This window comes from Mycobacterium asiaticum (assembly GCF_001673635.1).
In the GTDB taxonomy this organism is placed as follows: Bacteria; Actinomycetota; Actinomycetes; order Mycobacteriales; family Mycobacteriaceae; genus Mycobacterium; species Mycobacterium asiaticum_C.
Window position 1 is genome coordinate 100,542 of sequence record NZ_LZMH01000073.1, and the last position, 19,058, is coordinate 119,599.

The 19,058-nt window shown below is 66.5% G+C and carries 22 protein-coding genes; 11 read left to right on the forward strand and 11 right to left on the reverse strand.

The genetic code is table 11. The annotated features are described in order from the left end of the window. Window positions 1–136 precede the first annotated feature (136 nt). Both A5645_RS22205 and whiB1 read left to right on the forward strand, forming a co-directional pair. The gene (locus A5645_RS22205) at window positions 137–1,093 is read left to right on the forward strand and encodes a diacylglycerol/lipid kinase family protein (protein WP_065038435.1); all 957 of its coding nucleotides are present in this window, start codon (window positions 137–139) and stop codon (window positions 1,091–1,093) included. A gap of 298 nt (window positions 1,094–1,391) precedes the next feature. Next, entirely contained in the window at window positions 1,392–1,646 is a 255-nt protein-coding gene (gene whiB1, locus A5645_RS27335) for a transcriptional regulator WhiB1 (RefSeq protein ID WP_036353357.1), read from the forward strand. 61 nt (window positions 1,647–1,707) lie between these two features. Here the strand turns inward: whiB1 and A5645_RS22210 are convergent, their stop codons facing one another. Further along, the gene (locus A5645_RS22210) at window positions 1,708–3,210 is read right to left on the reverse strand and encodes a sensor histidine kinase (protein ID WP_065038434.1); all 1,503 of its coding nucleotides are present in this window, start codon (window positions 3,208–3,210) and stop codon (window positions 1,708–1,710) included. Between the two features lie 11 nt (window positions 3,211–3,221). After that, complete coding sequence (locus A5645_RS22215; RefSeq protein ID WP_065038436.1) at window positions 3,222–3,437, reverse strand: biotin/lipoyl-binding carrier protein; 216 nt, start codon at window positions 3,435–3,437, stop codon at window positions 3,222–3,224. A gap of 177 nt (window positions 3,438–3,614) precedes the next feature. Between A5645_RS22215 and A5645_RS29465 the strand changes: the two genes are divergently transcribed. Beyond that, complete coding sequence (locus A5645_RS29465) at window positions 3,615–3,689, forward strand: 50S ribosomal protein bL37 (RefSeq protein WP_089025046.1); 75 nt, start codon at window positions 3,615–3,617, stop codon at window positions 3,687–3,689. Window positions 3,690–3,697: 8 nt separating this feature from the next. On the opposite strand, the gene rsrA is transcribed toward A5645_RS29465, so the two are convergent. Both rsrA and A5645_RS22225 read right to left on the reverse strand, forming a co-directional pair. After that, complete coding sequence (gene rsrA, locus A5645_RS22220; RefSeq protein ID WP_036353351.1) at window positions 3,698–4,006, reverse strand: mycothiol system anti-sigma-R factor; 309 nt, start codon at window positions 4,004–4,006, stop codon at window positions 3,698–3,700. Next, window positions 4,003–4,650: a sigma-70 family RNA polymerase sigma factor gene (locus A5645_RS22225; protein ID WP_172830591.1), complete on the reverse strand. Its 648-nt coding sequence runs from the start codon at window positions 4,648–4,650 to the stop codon at window positions 4,003–4,005. The genes rsrA and A5645_RS22225 overlap by 4 nt, the downstream gene beginning before the upstream one ends. Before the next feature lie 247 nt (window positions 4,651–4,897). On the opposite strand from A5645_RS22225, the gene A5645_RS22230 reads away from it, so the two are divergent. Both A5645_RS22230 and A5645_RS22235 read left to right on the forward strand, forming a co-directional pair. Beyond that, window positions 4,898–5,746 (forward strand): SDR family oxidoreductase, encoded by an 849-nt coding sequence (locus A5645_RS22230; RefSeq protein WP_065121201.1) that lies wholly within the window; start codon window positions 4,898–4,900, stop codon window positions 5,744–5,746. Window positions 5,747–5,752: 6 nt separating this feature from the next. Next, window positions 5,753–6,241 (forward strand): YbaK/EbsC family protein, encoded by a 489-nt coding sequence (locus A5645_RS22235; protein WP_065038431.1) that lies wholly within the window; start codon window positions 5,753–5,755, stop codon window positions 6,239–6,241. Here A5645_RS22235 and A5645_RS22240 read toward each other — a convergent pair. Then, window positions 6,238–7,734 (reverse strand): long-chain-fatty-acid--CoA ligase, encoded by a 1,497-nt coding sequence (locus A5645_RS22240; RefSeq protein ID WP_065131046.1) that lies wholly within the window; start codon window positions 7,732–7,734, stop codon window positions 6,238–6,240. The genes A5645_RS22235 and A5645_RS22240 overlap by 4 nt on opposite strands. A 31-nt stretch (window positions 7,735–7,765) precedes the next feature. Next, a complete protein-coding gene (locus A5645_RS22245) occupies window positions 7,766–8,635 on the reverse strand; it encodes a 3-hydroxyacyl-CoA dehydrogenase family protein (protein WP_065131047.1) in 870 nt (289 codons plus the stop codon). Window positions 8,636–8,723: 88 nt separating this feature from the next. Here A5645_RS22245 and A5645_RS22250 point away from each other — a divergent pair, with 88 nt between their 5' ends. Next, window positions 8,724–9,623 carry an SAM-dependent methyltransferase gene (locus A5645_RS22250; RefSeq protein WP_253867104.1) on the forward strand — a complete coding sequence of 300 codons (900 nt, stop codon included), beginning with the start codon at window positions 8,724–8,726 and terminating at the stop codon, window positions 9,621–9,623. Window positions 9,624–9,626: 3 nt separating this feature from the next. Here the strand turns inward: A5645_RS22250 and A5645_RS22255 are convergent, their stop codons facing one another. After that, complete coding sequence (locus tag A5645_RS22255; RefSeq protein WP_065131049.1) at window positions 9,627–10,391, reverse strand: SOS response-associated peptidase; 765 nt, start codon at window positions 10,389–10,391, stop codon at window positions 9,627–9,629. 43 nt (window positions 10,392–10,434) lie between these two features. Here A5645_RS22255 and aroA point away from each other — a divergent pair, with 43 nt between their 5' ends. Both aroA and rsgA read left to right on the forward strand, forming a co-directional pair. Continuing rightward, window positions 10,435–11,775 (forward strand): 3-phosphoshikimate 1-carboxyvinyltransferase, encoded by a 1,341-nt coding sequence (aroA, locus tag A5645_RS22260; RefSeq protein WP_065131050.1) that lies wholly within the window; start codon window positions 10,435–10,437, stop codon window positions 11,773–11,775. Continuing rightward, on the forward strand, window positions 11,772–12,752 hold the full coding sequence (gene rsgA, locus A5645_RS22265) for a ribosome small subunit-dependent GTPase A (RefSeq protein WP_065038425.1): 981 nt from the start codon (window positions 11,772–11,774) through the stop codon (window positions 12,750–12,752). Before aroA ends, rsgA begins: the two co-directional genes overlap by 4 nt. A gap of 119 nt (window positions 12,753–12,871) precedes the next feature. On the opposite strand, the gene A5645_RS22270 is transcribed toward rsgA, so the two are convergent. Continuing rightward, window positions 12,872–13,348: a winged helix-turn-helix transcriptional regulator gene (locus A5645_RS22270; RefSeq protein WP_065038424.1), complete on the reverse strand. Its 477-nt coding sequence runs from the start codon at window positions 13,346–13,348 to the stop codon at window positions 12,872–12,874. 88 nt (window positions 13,349–13,436) lie between these two features. Between A5645_RS22270 and A5645_RS22275 the strand changes: the two genes are divergently transcribed. The 3 genes from A5645_RS22275 to A5645_RS22285 are packed head-to-tail and all read left to right on the forward strand — an operon-like array spanning window position 13,437 to window position 16,055. After that, a complete protein-coding gene (locus A5645_RS22275; protein WP_065131051.1) occupies window positions 13,437–14,612 on the forward strand; it encodes a thiolase family protein in 1,176 nt (391 codons plus the stop codon). Window positions 14,613–14,617: 5 nt separating this feature from the next. After that, a complete protein-coding gene (locus A5645_RS22280) occupies window positions 14,618–15,580 on the forward strand; it encodes a carbon-nitrogen hydrolase family protein (protein WP_065034986.1) in 963 nt (320 codons plus the stop codon). After that, window positions 15,567–16,055, forward strand: coding sequence for a DUF302 domain-containing protein (locus A5645_RS22285; RefSeq protein WP_065034987.1), 489 nt, complete (start codon window positions 15,567–15,569; stop codon window positions 16,053–16,055). Before A5645_RS22280 ends, A5645_RS22285 begins: the two co-directional genes overlap by 14 nt. On the opposite strand, the gene A5645_RS22290 is transcribed toward A5645_RS22285, so the two are convergent. The 3 genes from A5645_RS22290 to A5645_RS22300 are packed head-to-tail and all read right to left on the reverse strand — an operon-like array spanning window position 16,048 to window position 19,057. Then, on the reverse strand, window positions 16,048–17,610 hold the full coding sequence (locus A5645_RS22290) for a GMC family oxidoreductase (RefSeq protein ID WP_065131052.1): 1,563 nt from the start codon (window positions 17,608–17,610) through the stop codon (window positions 16,048–16,050). The two genes, A5645_RS22285 and A5645_RS22290, sit on opposite strands and share 8 nt — an antisense overlap. A 34-nt stretch (window positions 17,611–17,644) precedes the next feature. After that, window positions 17,645–18,508, reverse strand: a complete 864-nt coding sequence (locus A5645_RS22295) for a beta-keto acid cleavage family enzyme (protein ID WP_065131053.1) — start codon at window positions 18,506–18,508, stop codon at window positions 17,645–17,647. Window positions 18,509–18,520: 12 nt separating this feature from the next. Beyond that, entirely contained in the window at window positions 18,521–19,057 is a 537-nt protein-coding gene (locus tag A5645_RS22300; protein ID WP_065034988.1) for a hypothetical protein, read from the reverse strand. Between the last annotated feature and the right edge of the window lies 1 nt (window position 19,058).

Genomic DNA, 19,058 nt, shown 5'->3' on the forward strand with positions numbered 1-19,058 from the left:
CTAACGCCCGGGCTGAACTGCCGTCCTCCTCAGCCGCCCACAGTGGGCGGCATCGTCAGACGGCCCGACCTGAACTGCCATCCTCCTCAGCCGCCCACAGTGGGCGGCATCGTCAGACGGCCTAAGCTCGACTGCCATGCGTGCCATGTTGATCGTGAACCCGACCGCCAGCACTATCACACCGGCCGCTCGCGACCTCGTGACCCAAACCCTGAGCCGCCGCCTGCAGCTCACCATCGAAGAGACCAAACGCGTCGGCCACGCCGAGGAACTCGGGCGGTCCGCGGTTGCCGACGGATACGACCTGGTTGTCGTGCACGGCGGCGACGGAACGGTCAGCGGTCTGGTCAACGGCATGCTGGGCCGGCCCGGCACGCAAACGACAGGGCCGATTCCCGCGGTAGGGATTGTGCCGGGCGGCTCGGCGAATGTGCTGGCCAGGGCGCTGGGGATACCCAAAGATCCGGCCCCGGCCCTGGAACAACTCGTTGCGCTGCTCGACGAGTACGGGCGCACCGGGCGGTGGCGCCGCATCGGGCTCATCGACTGCGGTGAGATCTGGGCGCTGGTCAACGCCGGCATGGGCGTCGACGCCGAGGTCGTGGAGGCGGTCCAGGCCGAGCGCAGCAGGGGCGTCAAGGTGACGCCGTTGCGGTATTGGCGGGTGGCGGTGCCGGTCACCCTGCGGTTTCGCCGCCGGGAACCGAACCTCATCCTCGAACTCCCCGGCCAACAGCCCGTCTCGGGCGTGCACTTCGCGTGGGTGTCCAACACCAACCCGTGGACCTACAGCAACAACCGGCCGATGGTGACCAACCCCGGCTGCAGCTTCGAGTCGGGCCTGGGGCTGTTCGCGCTGACCGAGATGAGGGTGGTCCCGACGCTGAGGTTGCTCCGCCAGTTGCTCGCCAAGCGTCCGAAGCTGGAGGCGCCGCAGCTGATCCGCGACGACGACGTGGATTACGTACGGATTAGCAGCATGACGTCACCCGCCGCCTGCCAGTTCGACGGGGAATACCTCGGGCTGCGCGAATCCATGACGTTCCGGGCTGTTCCGGATGCATTGGCAGTTGTAGCGCCACCGCCGAAATAGGCCGTGACCTGCGGAAATCTAAGATGTGACAAGCCCGCGACGAAATTGTGGGGCGAAATTTCCCAGGTAGTGTAGTACAACGGAGTAAGGGCTTGGGTAAGAGTTCGTTGAAGTGAGATACCCCACGGGCCCACGTAACACTATTGACATCTGTTGAGCCTGTGAAACGATCAAAAGGTTGCATGCAGAGATATGCAGAGGTACGGAAACCTTTCTTGCGCACGCTCAACAGCAAGGAAACCGGCAAGGGAAAATCGCCCGTGCGCAGTGCTGCGCACATAGTGAGGAGTAGCAACTAATGGATTGGCGCCACAGGGCGGTCTGCCGTGACGAGGATCCGGAGCTGTTCTTCCCGGTTGGGAACAGCGGCCCGGCACTCGCGCAGATCGCTGACGCGAAACTGGTCTGTAATCGGTGTCCAGTGACCACTGAGTGTCTCGGATGGGCTCTGAATACCGGCCAGGACTCGGGCGTCTGGGGTGGGATGAGCGAAGACGAGCGGCGTGCACTCAAGCGTCGTAACGCCCGGACGAAGGCCCGCAGCGGAGTCTGACAACTCGGCTAAGCAGCTTTGCGGCCCCGACAGCTTCTGTCGGGGCCGTATTGCTGCGCGCTCAAACAAACAGGCGGCCCATCCGCCCGATCGGCACCCGTAGCACCACGTCGGTGCCGCGGTCGGCACCCTCGCGCATACCCAGTGTGCCGTCCAATTCCGCCGACACCAGCGTGCGCACGATCTGCAGGCCCAGGCTGTCCGACTTCTCCAGGCTGAACCCTTCGGGCAGGCCGCGTCCGTCGTCGTGCACCACCACGTCCAGCCACCGCGCAGAGCGTTCGGCGTGGATGGTCACCGATCCGCCCGTGGCCGTCGGGTCGAAGGCGTGCTCGATGGCGTTCTGCACCAGCTCGGTGATGACCATGATCAACGCGGTCGCCCGGTCGGAATCCAGCACACCCAGGTCGCCGACCCTGTTGATCCGGATGGGCCGGTCCACCGACGCCACGTCGTTCATGATCGGCAGGATCCGATCGATGACCTCGTCGAGGTTGACCTGTTCGTCGACCGACATCGACAGTGCGTCGTGCACCAGTGCAATCGAGGACACCCGGCGCACCGACTCGATCAGCGCCTCACGCCCCTCGGCGTTGACGGTCCGGCGGGCCTGAAGTCGCAGCAGCGCCGCCACGGTCTGCAGGTTGTTCTTCACTCGGTGGTGGATCTCGCGGATCGTGGCGTCCTTGGAGATCAATGCCCGGTCACGGCGTTTCACCTCGGTGACGTCGCGGATCAGGATGGCCGCACCGACGTTCTCACCGCGCACCACCAGCGGCAGGGTGCGCAGCAGGACGGTGGCGCCGCCCGCGTCGACCTCCATCCGCATGCTCGACCCGCCGGCCAGCAGGTTGAGGACGTGCTCGGCCACCTCCTGCGCCTCGAACGGGTCCGAGATCAGCGGGCGGGTGACCTTGATCAGGTTGTGCCCTTCCAAATCGCTGGTCAGGCCCATCCGGTGGTAGGCCGACAACGCGTTGGGGCTGGCATAGGCGACGATGCCGTCCACGTCCAGCCGGATGAAGCCGTCCCCGGCCCGCGGCGTCGAGCGCGACATCGCCACGTCGCCGACGTCGGGGAAGGTTCCCTCGGCGATCATCTGCAGCAGGTCGGTGGCGCACTCCCGGTAGGCGGTTTCCAGGTGCCCGGACATGCGCTCGGCGGCCAGTTCGGTCTGATGCTGGGTGAGCACCGCCACCACCTGATCGCGGTAACGCACCGGCGAGGCAGACACGTTCGGTCCCGGCAATGGCCACGAATTTTGTTCGCCCGCTTCGCTTTCCGGCACGGCCTCACCGGTGGCGAAGGTTTTGGCTACCAGCGGCGCCCGGTCCTCGGGAACGGCGCTGCCGACCGCGTCGGTCTGCAGCACCGTCGGAGCCGTATTCGGCCGGCACTGCGCCACACACACCAGCACACCGTCGTCGCGGCGCACCCACATCAGATAGTCGGCGAACGACAGATCGGCCAACAGCTGCCACTCCCCCACCACCGCGTGCAGGTGGTCGACGGCATTGCCGGGCAGGACGGTGTGCTCGGCGAGCAGATTACCGAGAGTGGACAACGGGCGAGCAGCTAGCTGATGACGGCGATGAGGTCGCCGGCCTGGATGACGTCACCGACCGACACGTTCACCTGGCTGATGGTTCCGGCGACCTCGGCCAGCACGGGAATCTCCATCTTCATGGACTCCAGCAGCACGACGACGTCACCCTGACCGATTTGGTCGCCTTCGTTGACCACGACTTCGAGCACGCTGGCCACGATTTCGGCGCGAACCTCCTCGGACATCATCACCCCACTCGTTTCGGCCCGTTGGTTGCGTATATCGAACCATAAGGCCGGTGAGACCGATGTCGCGCGGGCTGATGAGGGCGCGTCGGCCTGCGCATGAGACAATGGGTATCAATTGAGCGGCCCGCCGGCCGCTCCGCATTTGCGCTAAATCAGACGAAACGAGGTTCGACCATGGCCAAGCGTGGCCGCAAGAAGCGTGACCGCAAGTACAGCAAGGCCAACCACGGCAAGCGGCCCAACGCCTGAGTCTGGCTCTACTGAGTCTCGATTTCCGTCTGCACGATGGTGGTGCGGCGGATCTCGAGGCGCAGGCGTTCCCGTAACCGTTCGGGCGCCTTCTCACCACTGCACTTGGTCGCGATCAATTCCTTGATCCGCTCCTCCAGCCCGTAGTGCTGCAAGCAGCCCGGGCATGCGTCGAGGTGCCGCTGCAGGATCGCCTTCTCGTCCGGCTGGCATTCGCCGTCGAGCAGGGTCCAGATCTGGGCGATGACCTGCGCGCAGCCCAGGTGCGACTCGTGATTGCTGGAGCAGGAGCCGGTTGAGCCAGTGATCTCACTCATGACGACACCTCCTCGTGCGCTTGCTGACCACGGGCGAAGCCCCGGTCCTTGGCGACATCGGCCAGCAAATCACGCAGCTGACGTCGCCCCCGGTGGAGACGCGACATCACGGTACCGATCGGGGTGCCCATGATCTCGGCGATCTCCTTGTACGGAAAACCTTCGACATCGGCATAGTAAACGGCCATCCGGAACTCTTCCGGCAACGCCTGCAGGGCGGCTTTGATTTCGGTGTCCGGAAGCGCTTCCAACGCCTCAACCTCGGCCGACCTCAGCCCGGTCGAGGAATGCTCGGCGTTTGCGGCTAACTGCCAGTCGGTGATCTCCTCGGTCGGATATTCCGAGGGCTGCCGCTGCTTCTTGCGGTAGCTGTTGATGTAGGTGTTGGTAAGGATCCGGTACAGCCACGCCTTGAGGTTGGTGCCTTCGCGAAAGGAACGGAAGCCGGCGTAAGCCTTGACCATCGTTTCCTGCAGCAGGTCCTCGGCGTCGGCGGGATTGCGCGTCATCCGCAGGGCACCGCCGTAGAGCTGGTCTAGCAGCGGAATCGCGTCGCGCTCGAAGCGCGCCGTCAGCTCCGCGTCGGTCTCGGGCGGCCTGGCCTCGACAACCTCGGACCCCGCCACGCCATCGATGTCGGCCATTTCGATTAACACGGTCCCTTCGATTGCGGTGTCGCGATCCAACCACTCCGCACCCAACAGGCTCGTCGCAGTTGACACCGGGATTCCTCCTCCCCAATCTAAGGCCCGCGGCCGACATGTGCAGGCGCCGCCCTCAGTAACGGGAATTTGCGGCGGTCTATTTCCTGCGCCTGCCGGCAAACCCGGGCGCGGTGCGGCAGCGGCGACCCATGCATTTTGCGATCGGAGCGAGTATTAGTGTGACGCCATGTCCCTCAAAGGTAAGACCATGTTCATTTCCGGTGCCAGCCGCGGTATCGGCCTGGCAATCGCCAAACGCGCCGCTCAAGACGGTGCCAACATCGCTCTGATCGCCAAGACGGCCGAGCCGCACCCCAAGCTGCCGGGCACGGTGTACACCGCGGCCAAGGAGCTCGAGGAAGCCGGCGGACAGGCTTTGCCGATCGTCGGCGACGTGCGCGACCCGGAGTCGGTCGAGTCCGCGGTGGCCAAGGCCGTGGAGCAGTTCGGCGGCATCGACATCGTCGTCAACAACGCGTCGGCCATCAATCTGGGCTCGATCACCGACGTGCCGATGAAGCGTTTCGACCTGATGAACGGCATCCAGGTGCGCGGCACGTACGCGGTGTCGCGAGCCTGCATCCCGCACCTCAAGGGCCGGGAGAACCCGCACATCCTGACGTTGTCGCCGCCGGTGCTGCTGGACAAGGAGTGGTTGAAACCGACGGCGTACATGATGGCCAAGTTCGGGATGACGTTGTGCGCGTTGGGAATCGCCGAGGAGATGCGGGACGAGGGCATCGCGTCGAACACATTGTGGCCGCGCACGCTGGTGGCCACGGCCGCGGTGCAGAACCTGCTCGGCGGCGACGAGGCGATGGGACGCGCCCGCAAGCCCGAGGTGTATTCGGACGCGGCCTACGTCATCCTCAACAAGCCCTCCCGCGAGTACACCGGGAACACGCTGCTGTGCGAGGACGTGCTGGTGGAGTCCGGTGTGACCGACCTGTCGGTGTACAACTGCGTGCCCGGTGGCGAACTCGGCGTCGACTTCTGGGTGGACGGAGTGAACCCGCCGGGATACTCCGGCCCCTAGTTCGACGTGGCCGCATCCGCTACCCCCGCGATTGCGGCGCTGATCAAAGCCGGGGTGCCGCATGAGGTGGTGAAGTTCGCCCATGACCCGCGCGAGCAGTCGTTCGGGGCGGCGGCGGTCAGCGCGTTGACCGATGCCGGTGACGTTGCGCCGGAGCAGATCTTCAAGACCTTGGTGATCGCGGTGCCCGACGGGTTGGCGGTGGCGGTCGTGCCGGTGCCGTCGAAGTTGTCGCTGAAAGCGGCCGCGGCGGCGCTGGGCGTGGCCAAGGCCGTGATGGCCGAGCCCGCGGCGGTGCAGCGCGCCACCGGTTATGTGGTCGGTGGAGTTTCGCCGTTGGGACAGCGCAGGCAACTGCCCACCGTCGTCGACGAGACTGCGCTCGGCTGGCACCGCATCTTCTGCAGCGCGGGCCGGCGGGGCTGGGACGTCGCCGTGGCGCCCCGGGATCTGATCCGGCTGACCGAGGCAACCACCGCCGACATCCTGGCTTAGCTTGGCGGGGCTTTGATTTCGCGCTTGAGCACCTTGCCGGTCGGACCCTTCGGCAGTTCGTCGACGACCCAGATCCGGCGTGGGTATTTGTAGGCGGCGACCCGGTCTTTGACGAACTCGCGCAGTTCGTCGGGCTCGACGTCGGAGTTCTTCTTCAGCGCCACCGCCGCGCCGACCTCCTCGCCGAGCTCGTCGTGCGGGACACCGACGACGGCCGCTTCGGCCACGGCCGGGTGTTCGTAAAGCACTTCCTCGATTTCGCGCGGATACACGTTGTAGCCGCCGCGGATGATCATGTCCTTGGTGCGGTCGACGATGAAGAAGTAGCCGTCCTCGTCGACGCGACCGATGTCACCGGTGGACAGCCAGCCGTCTTCGGAGATGGTGGCGTTGGTGGCGTCGGGCAGGTTCCAGTAGCCCTTCATGACGTTGTGCCCGCGGATCTGGATCTCGCCCGGCTCGCCTTGAGCGACCTCGGCGCCGTTGACGTCCACCACCCGCATCTCGACCCCTTCCACCGGGGTCCCGATCGAACCCGGTTTGCGGGGGCGGTCGGGATGGTTGAACGAGGCGACCGGCGAAGTCTCGGAAAGTCCGTAGCCCTCCAAAATTATGCAGTCGAAGGCTTTTTCGAAGTCGCTCAACACCTGGACCGGCATCGAGGCGCCGCCGGAGACGCAGGCGCGCAGGCTTGCGGTGGCCTCTGGTCCGGTCTCGTCGGCCAGGCTGAGCAGCGCGGCGTACATCGTGGGCACGCCCTGGAACACCGTCACACCGTCACGCTTGATCACTTCCAGCGCTTTGCCGGGGTCGAACCGCGGTATCAGCGTCAGCGTCGCGCCCGCCAGAATCGCGCCATTGAGCCCACAGGTGAGCCCGAAGACATGGAACAGCGGAAGGCAGCCCATCACCACATCGTTGGGCCCGATCTCGATCAGCGTGCGGACGGTGAGCTCTGCGTTACGGCTCAACCCACCGTGAGTGAGTGTGGCGCCCTTGGGTTTTCCGGTGGTGCCAGAGGTGTGCAGGATGACCGCGACGTCGTCGTCGGCGCGGTCCAACGGAGATTGGGCGGGCAGGTCGGCGATCAGCTCGGTCAGGGCCGCGTCGTCGACCAGCCAGCACTCGGCCTGCACTTCGCCGGCTCCGGCGGTGGCCGCGTCGGCGAACAACGGAGTGGCGAACAATGCCTTGGCGCCGCTGTTGGACAGGTAGAAGGCCACCTCGCGGCCCTTGAGCAGCGGGTTCATCGGGACGGCGACGGCGCCGCGGTACAGGATTCCGTAGAAGGCGACGGCGAACGCCGGGATGTTGGGCAGCATGAGCCCGACCCGGTCGCCGGGTTCGATGCCGGCGCGCTCCAGCAAGGTGGCCACCCGAGCCGCTGCGGAATCAAGTTCGGCGAAGGTCATCTGCAGATCGTCCAAGCGCAGGGCGATGTGGTCGGGGTCGCGTTCTTTCGAGGCGACGAGGTTGGCGCTCAGAGCGGTCATGAGCGCGAGGCTACCCTCGCGCCGGCGGGTGTCACCGGTAGTTGTAAAACCCCTCACCCGTTTTGACCCCGAGCTTGCCTGCGTCGACGTAGGACTGCAGCAGTTCACGCACGCTCTTGGGCAGGTGCGGAAACTCCTGCGCGTAGTTGTTTTCGATGTCGAGCACCACGTCCAGACCCACGATGTCCATCATCTGAAACGGCCCAGCCGGTACCCCCCAGTTCACTTTGAACATGCCGTCGACATCTTCCGGGCGGGCCACGCCTTCGGCGACGACGGCCAGCGATTCGCGTTTGATGGCGGCCCAGACCCGATTGAAGATGAAGCCGGTGCACTCCCTACGGGCTTCGAAGGGATGCACCCCGAACTCGGGCAGGACGGCCAGCAACGTGTCGAGCAGGCCGCGGTCGGTCTGCCCGTCTGACATGAGGTCCAAAGCGTTGAACTGCGGCGGCATGTAGAAGTGCGTGTTGCACAGCCTGGTTTTGTCACGAATATTCTCGGCCATCAGCCGCGACGGGAACGACGACGAATTGGTGGCGAAGATGGTGTTCGGTGGGGCGGCCTGGTCGATTTCGCCCCAAAGCGGGATCTTGATATCTAGCCGTTCCGGCACCGACTCTACAGCGAGCCAGGCGCCGTCCAGCGCTTCGTGGAGCGAACCGGTTCCCACCGCGGTGCCTAACTCGCCAAAGCCTCTGTTTTGCAACAACTTCGGCAGGTTCTCGGTCACAAACCGGACGGCTTCGGCGCGCTGCTCGGCGCGCCGGGCGTAGATCTGAACGGTCCCGCCGCGGCTGGCGAGCATCAGCGCAATCCGGGGACCCAGCGTCCCCGCCCCGATCACCGCAACGGGCCGGTCCTGAATGTCTTCGAAGGTGTAGGTGTACTTGCCGGTCACACCGAAAATGCTAGGCGTTGTTTGCGTGCGCGAACCGGGCCAGAATCACCTATGAACTGCCGACGACACGTGGGGCGTGGGCGAGAGCGTGGGCGCTACCGCCCTCGGAGCCGCCGAATGGCGTGCCCGGGAGAACGTCCGCCCGGACCGGCTGTTCACCGATCCCTACGCGCAGGTCTTCCTCGACGCGGTCGCCGCCCGGGGAATTCCGAGCTCGGAGTTCAGCGAAGAACTGATGGCGCGGCTGCAGGAGAGCGACCCACACATCGTGCGGGGTGTGCGGGCGCAGCAAGACTTTGTCGCGGCACGGACCAAATGGTTCGACGACTTCTTCGCCGCGGCAACCGCGGCGGGCATCCGGCAGGCGGTGATCCTGGCCGCCGGGCTGGACGCTCGCGCGTGGCGACTGAAGTGGCAACCAGATGCGGTCGTGTATGAGATAGATCAGCCAAAGGTGTTGGAATTCAAAGACGAGACGCTGCGAGCTCACGGCGCAGAGCCGGCGGCACGAAGGATATCCCTGCCGATCGACCTACGTACCGATTGGCCAAAAGCCTTGTGCGAGGCCGGATTCGACCCGGCCCTGCCGACCGCCTGGTCGGTGGAGGGTTTGCTGGCCTACCTGCCGGCCAGCGCGCAGGAGGTACTCCTCGAACGCCTGCACGCCCTGAGCGCGCCGGGCAGCCGGATAGCCGTCGACGCGCTCAATGCCGCATTTTTTCTGCCAAAGAACCTGACTCGGCTCGGAAGCTTCTTCACTGAGATCAGGGAGGTGATGATTCGCAACGGTGGAGACCTGCCGGACACGCCGAGCCTCTTCTTCGACGAAGAGCGGAGCGAGCTAGCCGACTGGCTGCGCGAACACGGCTGGCGGGCGGACGAGCTCGAGGTGCACGACATGATGGCCCGCTATCAGCGCCGCGCGCCGCAAGAGGACGACGCCGGGGTTCCGCACTGCGTGATGGTCGAGGGACGACTGCCCCGCTAGCTTTTAGAGCAACGTGATCTGCTCCGGCTCGGCTTCGGCCGGCTCCAGCAACTCGGGCCCGTTGTTGCGGACACTGTTGACCAGCGTCGACACCTGACGCATCTCTATGCCGCTGACGTCGGGCGGGCGGGACAGCAACTCTTGATCCAACGGAGCATCCGGATTCAGCCAGGCGTCCCAGTCCGCCTCACCCAGCATCAGCGGCATCCGGTCGTGGATCCCAGCCAGCTCGCCCACCGCGTCGGTAGTGATGATGGTGCAGCTCAGCAAGGGATCGGCCTCTTTGTGCGGCTTCCAGACCGACCACAGACCGGCCATGCACACCAAACCACCATCCGCGCGGTGCATGAAAAACGGTGTCTTACCGCCCTTTTTGCCTTTTGGGCCGTCGAGGCTGCCGCGCCACTCGTACCAGCCGTCCATCGGCACCAGGCAGCGCTTGCTCTTGGCCGAATTGCGGAAAGCGGGCGAGGTGGCGACCTTGTCGGCCCGGGCGTTGATCAGCAGCGGGCCCTTTGTGTCCGGCGCCCCGTCCGGACCCGCCTTGACCCACGGAGGCAGCAGCCCCCAGCGCATCAGCCGCACCCGGCGCGTGGCCTCGTCGTCCGGCTCGTTGTGCCGGGTCACCACGGTCGCGATGGTGGTGGTGGGCGCGACGTTGAAATTGGGCCCCGCACCCGTTTCAGAGGCGCCCGTGGCCTCGTCGATCGCCTTGATCTTCTCGGCCAGCAAGGCCGGGTCGGTGGTCACCGCGAAACGCCCGCACATATCTCCATGTTGCCTGACCGGGCTGACACGCAATGATGGACCGGTGAGCGCATGGCAGGCCCCGTCCACCACAGCACCGGTGCACGCGACCGTGACCGTGCCAGGCTCGAAATCGCAGACCAATCGGACGCTGGTGCTGGCGGCGCTGGCGGCGGCCCTGGGCCAGGGCAGTTCCACGATCACCGGAGCGCTGCGCAGCCGCGACACCGACCTGATGATCGGCGCGCTGGCCACCCTGGGCCTCGACGTCGACGGAGCAGGCACCGAGTTGACGGTCGGTGGCGGCATCGCACCGGGGCCCGATGCCCGGGTCGACTGCGGCCTGGCCGGCACGGTGCTGCGGTTCGTGCCTCCCCTGGCCGCACTCAGTTCGGTCCCCGTCGTGTTCGACGGTGACGAGCAGGCTCGGGCCCGGCCCATCGCACCGCTGCTGGAGGCGTTGCGCGGACTCGGCGTCGTCGTCGACGGAACCGGGCTGCCGTTTCGGGTGCAGGGCAGCGGATCCGTCGCGGGCGGCACCGTCGCGATCGACGCCTCGGCGTCGTCGCAGTTTGTCTCGGGGCTGCTGCTGGCCGGGGCGTCGTTCACCGACGGATTGACCGTGCGGCACACGGGCGCGTCGTTGCCGTCGGCGCCACATATCGCGATGACGGTGGCGATGCTGCGCCAGGCCGGAGTGGACGTCGACGATTCTGCCGCCAATACCTGGCGGGTCCCCCCGGGCGCGGTTCACGCCCGGCACTGGCAGGTGGAACCCGACCTGACCAATGCCGTCGCGTTCCTCGCCGCCGCCGTCGTCACCGGCGGCGCGGTGCGCATCACCGGCTGGCCGGCGGCCAGCGTACAGCCGGCCGGACACATCCTCGACGTCCTGCAGAAGATGAATGCCGTTGTTTCGCAATCTGATTCGTCTTTGGAGGTGCGCGGTTCGGAGGGATACGACGGCTTCGACGTCGACCTGCGCGACGTCGGCGAGCTCACCCCGTCGGTGGCCGCCCTGGCGGCGTTGGCCACGCCCGGGTCGGTGTCACACCTCAGCGGCATCGCGCATCTGCGGGGCCACGAAACCGACCGGCTCGCCGCCTTGAGCGCCGAGATCAACCGACTCGGTGGCGAGTGTCGGGAGACGCCCGACGGCCTGGTGATCACCGCGACCCGGCTGCGTTCCGGCCTCTGGCGGGCCTATGCCGATCACCGGATGGCGATGGCGGGTGCGATCGTCGGATTGCGGGTGCCTGGCGTCGAGGTCGACGACATCGCGGCGACGACGAAGACGCTGCCGGAATTCCCGCAGCTGTGGGGCCAGATGGTGTCCGGCGACGATGCGGGCCGCCCTGGCGGCCCGAGGAGGAGCCGGACAATCGAGCCGGAGCCCGGCGCTTGAGGCCTGGCGACTACGACGAGTCCGACGTCAAGGTCCGCGCCGGAAAACGGACGCGGCCCAGGACCAAGACCCGTCCGCTGCACGCCGATGCCGAGGCCGCCATGGTGGTCAGTGTCGACCGGGGCCGCTGGGGATGCGTGCTGGGCGGACGCCCGGATCGCCGCGTCACCGCGATGCGCGCGCGTGAACTGGGTCGCACCCCCATCGTCGTCGGTGACGATGTCGACATCGTGGGCGATCTTTCCGGGCGCACCGACACGCTGGCCCGCATCGTGCGGCGTGGGACACGACGAACGGTGTTGCGGCGCACCGCCGACGACACCGACCCGACCGAGCGGGTGGTGGTCGCCAACGCCGACCAGCTGCTGATGGTGGTGGCGTTGGCCGACCCCCCGCCCCGCACCGGGCTGGTCGACCGGGCGCTGATCGCCGCCTATGCCGGCGGGTTACGGCCGATTCTGTGCCTGACCAAGACCGACCTCGCCCCGCCCGGACCGTTCGCCGAGCAGTTCGTCGACCTGGACCTGACGGTGGTCGCCGGGGGTGTCGACGATCCGCTGCTTGCCGTGGCGGAATTGCTTCCCGGCAAGATCACCGTGCTGCTCGGTCATTCCGGGGTGGGCAAGTCAACGTTGGTGAATCGTCTTGTGCCAGAGGCTGACCGGGCGGTCGGCGTGGTGACCGATATCGGCCGGGGGCGGCACACGTCGACACAGTCGGTGGCACTGCCGCTGGAGAACGGCGGTTGGGTGATCGACACGCCGGGAATCCGCTCGTTCGGGCTGGCCCATATTCAGCCCGACGATGTGCTGTTGGCGTTCGCCGACCTGGCCGAGGCGATCGAAAACTGTCCCCGCGGCTGCGGGCACATGGGCCCGCCGGCCGACCCCGAGTGTGCGCTGGACGCGCTGACTGGCACCGCGGTGCGCCGGGTAACCGCGGCCCGGCGTCTGTTGGCCGTGCTGAGGGAGACGTGACCCGAGCGATCGCCCAACGTGCGCACATGTACGCCGACACGCCGAGGAGCGTGGCATTCTCCGCACGCTCGGCGAGCGGGCGTGGCATTCTCCGCACGCTCGGCGAGCGGGCGGGGCAGCTAGCTTCGCGACTTGGCCAGCCGCATGCCGAGCTTGTCCGGAGCAACCAAATGCCCTTCGGTGCAACGTATCTCCACCGCGGCATCGGCTCCGCAACCCACATGCGTGAGCCGCAGCCGGTGCCGGCCTGGCAGGTGCCGCTGCCCCCACTGGAACATCGACCACACCACCGGCATGAACTCCACGCCGGATTCGGTCAGCACATACTCGTCACGGCTGCGCTGGCCGGGCTCGCGGTAGGGCCGGCGGGCCAGTAGGCCGAGCTCGACGAGTTCGGCCAGCCGGGCCGCGGTCGCGGCCTTGGTGATGCCAACCCGGCGGGCGAAGTCGTCGAACCGCGTGGTGCCGTAGTACGCCTCGCGCATGATCAGCATGGCGGACTTGGTGCCCACCACGGTCATCGTCTTCTCGATCGCGCACTCGCCGATCGCCGACCAGGAGTCACGATCGGCAAGAGCCCCCTGCAGCATTGTCACGCAAATCACTCCTCAATCTGGGTTGCTTTCACTATACCTAGCTGTTATAGCTGAGTACAGTGATATGTACCCAGCTCAAGGAGGAGCCATGTCCCGTGACGCCGTTATCGTCGGCGCTGTCCGCACCCCCATCGGCAAAGGCAAGGCCAACGGCGCCCTGCATGATGTGCTGCCCGCCGACCTGCTAGCCCACAGCCTGCGCGAGGTGGTGGCCCGCACCGGCGTAGACCCGGTGCTCGTCGACGATGTCATCGCCGGCGCCGTCACCCAGGTCGGTGACCAAGCCGTCAACATCGCCCGAAACGCGTTGCTCGGAGCCGGTTTTCCCGAGTCGGTCCCTGGCACCACCGTCGACCGGCAGTGTGGCAGCAGCCAGCAGGCCATCAGCTTCGCCGCTCAGGGCGTCATCGCCGGCGCCTACGACGTGGTGATCGCCGGCGGCGTGGAATCGATGAGCCGCGTCCCGATGGGCACCTCCGTGCTACCGGGCAGCAACCCGTTCGGCGCAGACATGGCCGCGCGCTACCCCGAAGGCCTGGTGCCGCAGGGCATCAGTGCCGAACTGATCGCCGCCAAGTGGGGATTCTCCCGCGCCCAGCTCGACGAGTTCTCCGCGGCCAGCCACGAGAAGGCCGCCCGTGCTACCAAAGAAGGCCTGTTCGACAGCGAGCTGATCCCAATCGCCGGCCTTGCCACCGACGAGATCATCCGTCCGGGCACGACGGTCGACACGCTCGCCGCCCTCAAGCCGGCGTTCTACAGCGAGGCCATCGCCGCGCGGTTCCCCCAGATCAACTGGGCGATCACGCCAGGCAACTCGTCTCCGTTGTCGGATGGCAGCGCCGCGGTGTTGATCACCAGCGGCGAGTTCGCCAAGCAGCACGGTCTGCGGCCGCTGGCCCGCATCCACACCGCCACCGCGGTCGGCTCGGACCCACTGTACATGCTGACCGGCGTCATCCCCGCCACCGAAAAGGTGTTGCAGCGAGCCGGTTTGACGCTGGCCGATATCGATTTGTTCGAGGTCAACGAGGCGTTCGCACCCGTCGTGCTGGCGTGGGCGCATGACACCGGAGCCGACCTCGCCAAGACGAACGTCAACGGCGGGGCCATCGCGATCGGCCACCCGTTGGGCGCCAGCGGTGCACGCATCATGACCACTTTGGTGAACGCACTCGAGCAGCGCGGCGGCCGGTACGGCCTGCAGACCATGTGCGAGGGCGGCGGCATGGCGAACGCCACCATCATCGAGCGGCTGGTCTAGAGACCATGACCGTGATCCGCGCTGCCGCAGTGCAAATCAGTCCGGTGCTGTACAGCCGAGAAGGCACTGTGCAGCGGGTGATCGCCAAAATAGAGGAGTTGGCACTACGGGATGTGCAATTTGCGACCTTCCCCGAGACCGTGATCCCCTACTACCCGTACTTCTCGTTCGTCACCCGGCCGTTCGAGATGCGTTCGGAGCACCTGAGATTGATGGATCAGGCAGTCACCATACCGTCGCCCGAGATCGACGCGATCAGCGCGGCCGCCCGCGGCGCCAACATGGTGGTGTCCATCGGGGTGACCGAACGTGACGGCGGTTCGCTGTACAACACGCAGTTGTTGTTCGACGCCGACGGCACCCTGATCCAGCGCAGGCGCAAGATCTCGCCGACGTACCACGAACGGATGGTCTGGGGCCAGGGCGACGGCAGTGGTCTACGTGCGGTGGACAGCGCGGTCGGCCGGATCGGACAGTTGGCCTGCTTCGAGCACTTCAATCCGTTGGCGCGCTATGCCCTGATCGATGACGGCGAGCAGATCCACTCAAGCATGTTTCCCGGCTCGTTCGGTGGTGACCTGTTCGCCCAGCAGACCGAGATCAGCGTGCGCAATCACGCGCTGGAGTCGGCCGCTTTCGTGGTCAACGCCACCGGGTGGCTCGACGCAGATCAGCAAGCTCAAATCATGGCCGACACCGGCGCCCCGATTGCGCCGATCTCCGGCGGCAACTTCACCGCGATCGTCTCGCCCCAGGGCGAATACCTCGGTGAACCGCTGCGCTCAGGCGAAGGCCAGGTGATCGCTGATCTGGACCTCTCGCTTATCAACACTCGCAAGGTCCTCATGGATGCCGCTGGGCACTACAGCCGGCCCGAACTGTTGAGTCTGACCGTGGATCGCACCACCCGCGCGCAACTGCATGAGCACCTGGAACTAACCGAGGAGGCCGACCATGTCCGCATTTGAAACCCGCTTCGACGGCGTGCGGGTGCGCTATGACAGCGCCAAGAGTTACGACGAACTGGTCGCGGCTTTACTTGCCGACATCGGTGAAAAGCCGGTGCCGATCGGTGACATCGCCACCAGGAATGCCGACTGGGATTCCTACCGGAAACAGGTGGAACCCCACGTCGGCCCAAGCGGATTCATGCTGTTCGTCCTGATCGACCACGGCGCCTGGCTCAGCAATGCCGGCATCGACCGCAAGGTGCTGCGGGTTGTCCTGGGTAACCCGCTGATCGCGATCACCATGCTGCGCCACGATGTCAGCGCGGGGCTTTTCGCGCCGGTCGAGCTGCTGATCCTCGACGAGCCCAACGGCAGCAGCCTGACCTACGTCAGGCCGTCATCGTTGATGGTAGTTGAGGACAATCCCGAATTACGCAGCGCCGCAGAGCAACTGGACGCCAAGTTGGCCGCGTTGGCCGCGAAGGTCACCTGATCTGGTCACGCGTCGCCACCGAGTGACCCGAACAGGAGGAGGCGAGCAGGAAGTCCGCGCAGCGTTCGCCGATCATGATCGAGGCGGCATTGGTGTTGGCTCGGGGAATCCGGGGCAGCGCCGACGCGTCGGCGACGCGGAGATTGTCGACACCGCGGACTCGCAGCCGCTCGTCGAGGGGGCTGTCGGGTTGATTGCCCATCGCGACCGTGCAGGCCGGGTGGTACGTCGTGATGGCCGTTTCCCTGATGCATGCCTCGATGTCGCTGCTCGGACCTGGTAGAAGCTCACGATCGACACAGGAAGCGATCGGCTCGGTGCGCATGATCTCGCGGGTGCGCTGCACCGCCCGGGCAAGCGCATCAACATCCTCGCGTTCGGAAAGCAGATTCATCCGGATGACCGGTGGCGTTGCGGGATCCGATGAGCGGACGAGGACGCTGCCCCGGCTCTTGGGTGTCCAGTACGAGTGCCCGATGGACAACGCGGGCTTGAGCTTTCCGGCGCCGGGATCCGCTGTGGCGTCGGCGAGGCAGGTCATCACCTGAAAATCGCACGCCGGGAGGTCGGCCACCGACCGGATGTGGGCGACCGCCTCGACGACGCTATTGGCGAACTTGCCTCTTCTGCCAAAGAGCCACTGCAGCAACCACTTCGGATTAGTGGTGTCCGACAGGCCGACATGGCCGGGCGCGAGGGACCAGATCGCCCAGGCGTGCGGGTGGTCGGTCAGGCCCTGGCCGACGCGGGGGCTGTCGACGACCGGGTTGATACCGACATTGCGCAGGTGATCAGCCGGACCGATTCCGGACAGCTGCAACAGGTGCGGCGAACGGTAGGCGCCCGCACTGATCACGACCTGTTGGTCCGCGAAAGCCCGCTGCACGCGCCCGTGGCGCCTTTTTCCAAGCGAGTATTCGACACCGACTGCGCGACCGTTGCGGATGATCACCCGCCGGACCTCGGCCTTGGTGAGGATGGTCAGGTTCTTGCGACGCTGAAGGTAGCCACGTGGTGTGCTCCAGCGTTGCCCGTTGTGGATGGTGACGGGAGAGATTGCCGCCCCTTCGAGTTCGGGCCCGCTGACGTCGTCCTCGGCGCGGACACCCGCCGCACGTGCCGCTGCGACGAACCGCGTAGACACCTCGTCGGGATACGGCACCCGGCTGATTCGCATCGGCCCCTGCTCGATTCGCGCGAATACCGGCGCCACCTCCTGCCACGACCAACCGGGCAGCCGCCAGCCGTCGTAGTCGAGATTGCTGCCCTTGACCCACAACATCATGTTCATCGCGCTGGTACCGCCGAGCACGCGACCGGCGTGCAGGGGGATCCGGCGGCCGGCGCAACCGGGTTCGGGCTCGGTTTCGTAGTTCCAGTCCAACGACGTTCCGAACTGCCGGATGTTCGCCAGCGGCGCTCGCACTTCCAATCGCCGGTCCGAACCGCCGGCCTCGATCAGCAACACCCGAGACGAAGATTGCGCGGCCAGCCTTCCGGCCACCGCACATCCGGAAGAGCCCGCTCCCACCACGATGTAGTCGTATGCTGCCACGGATTCAGCTTTACTCGCCGTTGAACGCCTGGCGCTAGGGCAAACCGAGAACCTCCGCGGCCTGATCGGGGGTGGCAACGGCACGGGCCGCCCGTTGGCACAGCGCCACGGCCTGGTTGACCAACTCGACATTGGTCGGGGTGCGGTCGCCGCGATAGAACTCGAGCCCGAGGTGCAGGTGTCCCCCGCGGGCGAGCGCCAGTTCGGCGATCGGGTGGGCGCACAGGTCGCCGCCGACGATCGACACCGCCCACGGCAGGTCACATCCGTCCAGCAGTTCCAGATAGGCGTCGAGCGCGCGCTCGGTGGGCGGTAGCCCGAAAGGCGCTCCCAGATAACCGTTTTCGGTGGCGAAGTAAAGCTTGACCATCGCCCCCTGCGGCAGCCGACCCGCGCGCCACCAAGCGAGTGCGGCCCGCAGGAAGCCGGGTTCGTAGATGGCCAGACTGGGGCCGAGTTTGGCCTCGCGGCAGATGTCGAAGGCGCGGCCGATCGTCTGAAATGAGTTGCGGTAAACCAGATCGCCGGTGGGTATGCCGTCCTCGACGCCACCGAGATTGACCGACCCGGGGTCGGTCAGGCCGACGCGCATGCCGGCGGCGGCGAGCGGAATCAGATGCTCGTAGGAGATGGAGAAACCTTGTTCGAAGTGGATCGTCGGGTACAGCAGGGCGTCAGGGCGAGCCTCGAGGATAGGCCGCCATCCCTCCAGGTAGCGCTCAACGGCCCGCTCCACAGAGACCCCGTACAGGTCGATGTGGTTGTGGATGATCGCCGCGCCCGCCGCGATGCAGGCCAGCGCGTCCGCGGTGATCTCCGTCGGCTCCACTGGCACATGGGGATTGATCGCCTTGGAGGTGACGCCGTTGATCGCACACTCGATGACGACGGGTGTCATTCGGCGGGTAGCTCAGAGCCAGCCGGTGCGCGCGGCGGCAACCGGCTCGGGGGGTGCTGGGGCGAGCTCGCCGTCCCGCACGCCGTCAAGCATCCGTTTCACCGAGGCGACGATCTCCGGCGCCGCCGCGGCGAGGCCGGTCAGGTCGGCCTCGGCGACCTCGGCCAGGTCGACACCGGCGCGCTCCAGCACCGCGGCCGGGTCGGCCAGCTGGCCGGCCAGCCAGGACACCGGGTCGGCGGACAGCTCGGGCACGAAGTGCCGGCGCCCCGGTTCCCAGCCGTCGAAACGCGGGTGGTGATGGGCCCGGTCGAGCGTCCCGGGCGGGCTCTCGGTGGAGCCAAACAGGTCGACCCGCCAGACCGGGCGGGCGAAGGCGATGGGGATGCCGGCGTAGATCGAGCCCTGGGGCTTGTCGCGGTCGACGAGGCGCAGTTCCAGGCGCACTCCCCGTTCGGGAGTTTCCTGGCCGGTCATCGGCGAGGGATCGACGAAATACATGTCCCCGACCACGACGCCGAGGGATTCGAATCCGAAAGCAGCGAGCACG